Source organism: Actinosynnema sp. NPDC037264 (assembly GCF_055603705.1).
Map to the genome: position 1 here is coordinate 52,844 of NZ_JBVJVK010000052.1, position 7,168 is coordinate 60,011.

General features: G+C 72.8%; 6 protein-coding genes. 4 read left to right on the plus strand and 2 right to left on the minus strand.

The features are described from left to right. Nucleotides 1-122: 122 nt before the first annotated feature. Together ACZ7GX_RS35950 and ACZ7GX_RS35955 are read right to left on the minus strand one after the other, a co-directional pair. Nucleotides 123-791 carry a M23 family metallopeptidase gene (locus ACZ7GX_RS35950; RefSeq protein ID WP_498783506.1) on the minus strand — a complete coding sequence of 223 codons (669 nt, stop codon included), beginning with the start codon at nt 789-791 and terminating at the stop codon, nt 123-125. A 362-nt stretch (nt 792-1,153) separates the two neighbouring features. Then, nucleotides 1,154-2,125 carry an alpha/beta fold hydrolase gene (locus tag ACZ7GX_RS35955; protein ID WP_498783508.1) on the minus strand — a complete coding sequence of 324 codons (972 nt, stop codon included), beginning with the start codon at nt 2,123-2,125 and terminating at the stop codon, nt 1,154-1,156. 94 nt (nt 2,126-2,219) lie between these two features. Here ACZ7GX_RS35955 and ACZ7GX_RS35960 point away from each other — a divergent pair, with 94 nt between their 5' ends. The 4 genes from ACZ7GX_RS35960 to ACZ7GX_RS35975 all read left to right on the plus strand — a co-directional run bounded on the left by ACZ7GX_RS35960 (nt 2,220) and on the right by ACZ7GX_RS35975 (nt 7,018). Then, the gene (locus ACZ7GX_RS35960) at nt 2,220-3,848 is read left to right on the plus strand and encodes a hypothetical protein (RefSeq protein ID WP_498783509.1); all 1,629 of its coding nucleotides are present in this window, start codon (nt 2,220-2,222) and stop codon (nt 3,846-3,848) included. Between the two features lie 268 nt (nt 3,849-4,116). Beyond that, nucleotides 4,117-5,286 (plus strand): ADP-forming succinate--CoA ligase subunit beta, encoded by a 1,170-nt coding sequence (sucC, locus tag ACZ7GX_RS35965; protein WP_498783511.1) that lies wholly within the window; start codon nt 4,117-4,119, stop codon nt 5,284-5,286. A gap of 2 nt (nt 5,287-5,288) precedes the next feature. After that, nucleotides 5,289-6,179, plus strand: coding sequence for a succinate--CoA ligase subunit alpha (gene sucD / locus ACZ7GX_RS35970; RefSeq protein ID WP_498783512.1), 891 nt, complete (start codon nt 5,289-5,291; stop codon nt 6,177-6,179). Between the two features lie 185 nt (nt 6,180-6,364). Further along, the gene (locus ACZ7GX_RS35975) at nt 6,365-7,018 is read left to right on the plus strand and encodes a DUF5336 domain-containing protein (protein WP_498783514.1); all 654 of its coding nucleotides are present in this window, start codon (nt 6,365-6,367) and stop codon (nt 7,016-7,018) included. Nucleotides 7,019-7,168 lie beyond the last annotated feature (150 nt).

Below are 7,168 nucleotides of genomic sequence, written 5' to 3' on the forward strand. Positions count from 1 at the left end.
CGTACCACAAACGAAGACCCCACTCCCACCCCCCCCCCCCCCCCCCCCCCCGCCCCCCCCCCCCCCCCCCCCCCCCCCCCCCCCCCACCTCTTTGCCCACGAACGTGGCGAGCCTCGTCGGCTCAGACGCTGATGCCCTTGGAGTTGAGCCAGCCCAGCGGGTTGATCTTCTTGCCGTCCGGGTTCCAGACCTCGAAGTGCAGGTGCGGACCGGTGGAGAAGCCGCGGTTGCCCATGCGCGCGATCTGCTCGCCCGCCAGGACCCGCTGGCCCTTGCGCACGGAGTAGGTGTCCACGTGGCCGTAGACGGTCACCGAGCCGTCGGCGTGCTCGACCTTGACCCACAGGCCAAAACCGCTTGCCGGACCGGCCTCGATCACGACACCATCGGCGGCGGACAGGATCGGCGTGCCGATGGGGCCCGCGATGTCGATGCCGTAGTGCATCTCGCCCCAGCGACCGCCGTAGCCGGACGTGAAGTCGCCGGCGGCGGGACGGGCGAACTTGGGACGCCGCGCCTCGGCCTCTTCGGCCTCGCGGGTCTCGGTGATGTGCTGGCTCTTGACGAGCTTCTGCGCCTCGGCCGCCGGGTCGACCGTCTTGGCGACGGGCAGGACCTGCGGGGAGGCGGGGCCGGTGCCACCGACGCCGAACGCGGCGGCGCCGTCGGCCGCGGAGTTCGCGAGCGGGGTGACCTCGTCTGCCGAGGCCGGCGAGTCGGACCCGAGCGCGTGGAGCGTCTGCCCTGCGCCGGCGGCGGCGAACGCGCCGACGGCGACCGCGGCGACCACGATCCGTCCGCGCAGCGCCGAGGGCGGAGGCGGAAGCCGGTGCGTGCTCACCGTGCGGGTCGAAGCGCGGTCTACCGCTTCTTCGAGCACAGCAGAACTCGTATGGCCGCCGGGGGAGCGGTGTTGAGACAAAACCTGGCCTTCCGTCTTCGGGGAGTCCGGTCGGACTACCGGGCGGGGGATCCCGGTTGAGCCGGTCGGGGTACCGGCTCGTCGTCCTGCTTGTGACCAGACCGTGACAACGGACCGGGGGAAGATAACGGCGCGGAGCCCCTAAGGGCAATCCCCGAAGCCGAGGATGACCGTTTAGCGGTCAGTGGGACATCCGCGCGTATGAGTCGTGACTCAGGGTCATGACCGGGCTACGAAAACCCCTCACGTACAGGCACGATGGGGTGAACCCCACTGTCATGCGAATGCGTGATGGCCGTCACAACGAGGTGAAGAGTGCGTGTGTCAACCGGTAGCGAAAGGTGACCTGAATCACGTATCCGGTGCTCCTCGACGACCAGCGCCGGGTGCTCCAACCGGGCGTTCCGCTGCGGGACGATCACCTGGTCCATCTCGCTCCACACCACGACGAACCGGGTGCGGCAGGGTCGCGACGGTTCGGCCAGCTCCGCCAGCAGGTCCGAACCGGGCCTCAACTGCCTGGTCAGCGCCGTGGGCAGGAGGTAGGCGGCCAGCGTGCCGCGGTGCGGGGTGCCGAGGGTGACCAGCGTGCGCACCCGCGCGTCCCCGTCCAGGCGTTGCACGTAATAACGGGCGATCAGGCCGCCCAGCGAGTGGCCGACCACGTGCACCCGGTCGGATCCGGTCTCCTCGCAGATCCGCTCGACGTGCTCCCCGAGCAGCGCCGCCGACCGCCGGACGTCCCCCGTCAACGCGGTCAGCACGCTGTAGTTCACGGCGTGCACCGCTCCGAAGCCACGCCTCCGCAGTGCCCCCGACAGCACTGCGAAGGCGGAGCGGTTGTCCCCGATGCCGTGCACCAACACGATCGGGGTGCCCGCGGCGTCCATGGCCGAAACCAGGAGCCCGCGCCGGCGGGGTGGCAGGTGGTCGGTGCGGTAGTGCCCCTCGGGCTTCACCCGCTCCTCCGCGACGCCCCACGGGTACAGGACGGTGCGCGCGGCCAGCCAGGCGGCCTCGACGGCGACACCCCGCACGCCGCCGGGTGAAGCGACGGCCCGCAGCACGCCGCCCGCCAGGCCGAGGGCCTCGCCCGCCACGCCCAGCCCGGCGTCCACGCCCGCGCCGACCCGGCCCGACCAGGTCTCCACGAGCCGCCGCACCGCGTCGCCCACCGGGCGGGAGGTAGGTGATGCCCTCACCGACGATCAGTACCCGACGGCCGACGTCCACAACCCCCGGTGGTCCCGACCGGTCGCCCGTCGCCGCCTGCCCGGTTTTGCTAGCGTCCGACCGGTGATGCGAACCGCTGAACCGGTCTCACCGATCCGCACGAGGCTCCGGACGGCGGTCGGGGCAGCCCTGGCGGGCTCGCTCCTCACCGCGGTGGCGCCGGCGGTCGGCGTGGTCGACGGCTCCGCGCCGCCCGCGTTCACCTCCTGGCCGTTGCTGGCGCTGCTCGCCGTGCTGCCGACCGCCCTGGCGGCGTTCTTCCTCTCGCGCGGGCAGGAGCTCACCGCGGCGGCGGCCCTCGTGGCGCCCGCCGTGTTCGCCCTCGGCCGGCTGCTCGCCGACCTGCAGCTCCTCGTCGACCCGGTCGACGCCGCCCGGCCCGAGCTGATGCGCGCGGCGAGCCTCGACCCGCCCGAGCCCGTGCTCGGCCTGTGGCTGCTGCCGGCCGGGCACGTGCTGCTGATCGCGGCCGGCGCGTTGGCCACCTTCGGCACGGAACCGGACGTGCGCAGCGAACGCGCGAGCTTCGCGCTGCCGGCCACGGCGGGCATCGTGGCGGGCATCGGCCTGTTCACCGCGCCGTTCACCTCGTCCGACGCGCTGATCCCGGCGCGCGGGACGGTCGACTCGCCGACGCTGCCGATGGTGGGCGGCCTCGTCCTCACCCTGGCCGCGCCCGCGCTCGCCGTCCTCGCGGCCAGCGCCACCACCCACGAGGCGCGCCGGGGCGGGCTGCTCGGCCTGGCCGCCGTCCTGCTCGGCGCCGCCGTGCCGCCGATCGCCACGGCCTTCTCGGTCGACGCGGTCGGCCCGGCCGTCGGTCCGTTCCTGGTCCTCGCCGCCGCCGTCGCGCTCGCCTGGCCGCAGCGGGCCGTCAAGGACGACGACGCCGAAGGGCACGACGTCGAACTGCCCGGCCAACGCCGCCTGCACGTCATCGCGGGCGCGTTCGGCCTGGTCGCCGCCGCGACGGCCGCCGTCGGCGCGTCGACCGACCACCTGGTCCTGCCCGACGGCTTCCCGCCGCCCGCGGACTACGCCGCGCGCCTGCTGTGGCCGGCCGCGATCGCCACCGGCGTCCTCGCCGCCGCGCTGCTGGCCAAGGCCGCCGTCCGGCCCGCCTTCACCGTCGCCGTCGTCACCATCCCGCTGAGCGCCGCCGGCGCGCTCGACGCCGTCTTCACCGCGACGCAGGTCGACGTGGTCGGGCCGGGGGTCGGCGTCTGGTTCACCGCGGGCTCGGTGGTCGCCGCGGCGGTCGCCGCCGTCACCGCCGCCCTGGCCGGCGCGGTCGAGCGGGACGAGGTGGGCACGGCCACGACCGAACCGCCGCTGCCGCTGATCGCCGCCACCCTGATCGCCGCGCTGCTCGCGGTCGGCGCGTTCAGCCTGCCCGTGCTGCGGGCGCCGGACTACGTGGCGATCGGCGCGTTCGGGCTGCGCGTCGGCTCGTTCGGACTGCTGGTGGCGTTGATCACGGTCGTGGTCGCGGCGGTGGTCGCGCTGAGGGCCAGGCCGGGCCGCGGCGCGGCGCTGCTGCTCGGCGCGGCCGTCGTCACGGCCGTCCGCGCCTGGGAGTACCCGCTCACCGCGGCGCGCGCCGCCGAGGCCGCCCCCGGCCCGGGGTTGTGGCTGGCCGCCGCCGCGACGGCCGCGTTCGTGGTCGCCGGGGCGTTGCGCACGGCCCGCTGAACCGATCGCGGGATCGGCGGCCCCGCCGGCGTTGGTGATCGACCTCACCACCTCTATGACGGAGTTCACGGGCGTGGGGTGCGGTGGACTCCGGACCGGTCGATAGTGTCTTGCGAAGCCGCGTCGAGCCGGTCCCCCCACGGCTGTGCCGGCGTTCCAGGTGATGCCTGGTACGTGTGCGCACCAGGCCCCAGCCTGGAGCGCCGGGACCTGGAGAGGACCGCACGACAGGACGCGGTGTCCGACACCGACGTCGCAGGAGACCCGAGTGGACCTGTACGAGTACCAGGCGAAGGACCTCTTCGCCGCCCACGACGTCCCGGTACTTCCGGGCGACGTGGCGACCACCCCCGCCGAGGCCAAGGCCATCGCCGAGCGCTTCGGCCAGACCGTCGTGGTCAAGGCCCAGGTCAAGACGGGCGGCCGCGGCAAGGCCGGCGGCGTCAAGCTCGCCGAGAACCCGGACGAGACCTCGGCCAAGGCCGAGGCGATCCTCGGCCTGGACATCAAGGGTCACATCGTGCACCGCGTGCTGGTGACCCCCGCGTCCGACATCGCCGAGGAGTACTACTTCTCCTTCCTCCTCGACCGCGCCAACCGCACCTTCCTGGCCATGGCCAGCGTCGAGGGCGGCATGGACATCGAAGAGGTCGCCGCGACCAAGCCCGAGGCCCTGGCCAAGGTGCCGGTGGACGCGATCAAGGGCGTCGACCGCGCCAAGGCCGACGAGATCGTGGCCGCCGCCAAGTTCCCGGCCGAGGTGGCCGACCAGGTCGCCGACGTCATCGTGAAGCTCTGGGAGACCTTCGTCTCCGAGGACGCCACGCTGGTCGAGGTCAACCCGCTGGTCCGCGACCCCGAGGGCAAGATCGTCGCGCTCGACGGCAAGGTCACCCTCGACGAGAACGCCTCCTTCCGCCACCCCGCCCACGAGGCGCTGGTGGACAAGCAGGCGGAGGACCCGCTGGAGGCCAAGGCCAAGGCGAAGGGCCTCAACTACGTCAAGCTGGACGGCCAGGTCGGCATCATCGGCAACGGCGCCGGTCTCGTGATGTCCACCCTCGACGTGGTGGCGTACGCGGGCGAGAAGCACAAGGGCGTCAAGCCCGCGAACTTCCTCGACATCGGCGGCGGCGCGTCGGCCGAGGTCATGGCCAACGGCCTGGACATCATCCTGCACGACCCCGACGTGCGCTCGGTCTTCGTGAACGTCTTCGGCGGCATCACCGCGTGCGACGCGGTCGCCAACGGCATCGTGGCCGCGCTGGGCATCCTGGGCGACGAGGCCTCCAAGCCGCTCGTGGTCCGCTTGGACGGCAACAACGTGGAGGAGGGCCGTCGGATCCTCGCCGAGGCCAACCACCCGCTGGTCACCGTGGTGGACACTATGGACAACGCGGCCGACAAGGCCGCCGAGCTCGCGGCTGCGGGGGTCTGACGATGGCAATCTTCATCACCAAGGACAGCAAGGTCATCGTCCAGGGCATGACCGGCGCCGAGGGCACCAAGCACACCAAGCGGATGCTGGCGTCCGGCACGAACATCGTCGGCGGCGTGAACCCGCGCAAGGCGGGCGAGAAGGTCGACTTCGACGGCAACGTGCTGCCGGTGTTCGGCTCGGTGGCCGAGGCTATGGAGGCGACCGGCGCCGACGTCACCGTGATCTTCGTGCCGCCGGCGTTCGCCAAGGCGGCCGTGATCGAGGCGATCGACGCGGGCATCGGCCTGGCCGTCGTGATCACCGAGGGCATCCCGGTGCACGACACCGCCGCGTTCTGGGCGCACGCCGTCGCGACCGGCAACAAGACCCGGATCATCGGCCCGAACTGCCCCGGCCTGATCAGCCCCGGGCAGTCCAACGCTGGCATCATCCCGGCCAACATCTCCGGCGCGGGCAAGATCGGTCTGGTGTCGAAGTCCGGCACGCTGACCTACCAGATGATGTACGAGCTGCGCGACTTCGGCTTCTCCACCGCCATCGGCATCGGCGGCGACCCGATCATCGGCACCACCCACATCGACGCGCTGGCGGCCTTCGAGGCCGACCCGGAGACCGCGGCGATCGTGATGATCGGCGAGATCGGCGGCGACGCCGAGGAGCGGGCCGCGGCCTACGTCAAGGACAACGTCACCAAGCCGGTCGTCGGCTACGTGGCGGGCTTCACCGCGCCCGAGGGCAAGACGATGGGCCACGCGGGCGCGATCGTGTCCGGCTCGGCCGGCACCGCGCAGGCGAAGAAGGAAGCCCTGGAGGCGGCGGGCGTCAAGGTCGGCAAGACGCCGAGCGAGACGGCCGCGCTGATGCGGGAGATCATGCAGTCCATCGGCTGACACTGGGCCGTTCGTGCGTGACCTGAGGGCCACCTCCCCGCCGGGAGGTGGCCCTCAGTGCGTGCCGGGACGAGTCAATGCGCACATTGGGGGGAACCACGGAGGTCCGGTCGCCGTCGGAGAGTGCGCATCGGCTAGCGTTCTGTCGACCCGAAATCAGTTCCGCAGGTGGAGGAGACCGCATCATGTCCCAGCCGTACGGCGCCCCTCAGCAGCAGCCGGGTCCGGCGCAGCCGGCGGTGGGTGTGAACCTGAACCTCATCCTTCCGCTGGTCGCCGCCGGTCTGGCGCTGATCGCGTTCCTGCTCGCGTTCGCCGACGACGTGCCGTCGTCGGAGTACCTGTACGCGGCGGGCATCCTCGCCGGCCTGTCCGTGCTGCCGCAGGCGCCCAAGGGCCTGCTGTACGCGGCGGTGCCGTTCGCGCTGATCCCCACCCTCGGCCTGCTCCAGGGCCTGATCACCACCGAGGCCGACGTCCAGGGCATGCAGATCGTGCTGCTGATCGTGTCGCTGCTGCTGGCGGCGGCGGTCGTGATGAGCCTGCTGCTCGAGACCGGCATCGTGAAGCTCCAGCCGAAGGCCGCGAACGTCTACGGCCAGCCGGGTGGCTGGAACCCGCAGTCCGGCGCGTTCCCGCAGCAGGGCCAGCAGCCGCAGCAGTTCGGCCCGCCGTCCGGCCAGTTCGTCCAGCAGGCGCCGCCGCAGCAGCAGGCCCAGCAGCCCGGCCAGCCGCAGCCGACGTCCTACATGCCGCAGCCCGGCCAGTTCGGCCAGCCCGGCCAGCAGCCCGGCCAGGGCACGCCGCCCGGCGGGTTCGGCGGCCCGCAGCAGGGCTGAGCACGTCGTGGGAGGGGTGGGGGGGGGGAGGGGGGGGGGAGCCCCCCCCCCCCCCGGTTCGCCGGGGGTTCCACCCGCAAGGCCCCCCTCCCCGGGAGGGCGGGGGGGGGGGTGGTGGGCAAAAAAACCCACCCATGTCCCGGAAGGAGA